This window comes from Pseudomonas sp. RIT-PI-S (assembly GCF_025642975.1).
Taxonomy (GTDB): domain Bacteria; phylum Pseudomonadota; class Gammaproteobacteria; order Pseudomonadales; family Pseudomonadaceae; genus Aquipseudomonas.
On the sequence record NZ_JANZKJ010000044.1, the window covers coordinates 1 to 301 of the forward strand.

1 protein-coding gene is annotated in these 301 nt (G+C 60.1%); it reads right to left on the reverse strand.

Annotation, left to right across the window (positions count from 1 at the left end; all coding sequences use genetic code 11):
* The coding region (locus OGL93_RS22170; protein ID WP_263265171.1) for an AMP-binding protein at positions 1 to 301 on the reverse strand (301 nt) is incomplete at both ends.

Consider the following 301-nt stretch of genomic DNA (forward strand, 5'->3'; position numbering starts at 1 on the left):
AAACGGGGTTTTTTGCAGCACGCTGTCACTGGCGGTGAGTTGATATGCCTGCTGCATCCAGCACAGTCGGTTGGTCAGCGCTGAGTGGCGGTTGCCGGCGCCTTTCGGTTTGCCAGTAGAGCCAGAGGTGTAGATCAGATAAGCGAGGTGCTCGCCGGTCAATTCCACATCAAGGTTCTGATCGCGATAGGTCGACGTATCGAAGCCATCCAGATCGATCCGCTCGACCGCCGGCAGCGCGATAGCCGAGTGGCTCAGCACCAGCGCCACGCCGCTGTCTTCGAGCATGTAGGCCAGGCGC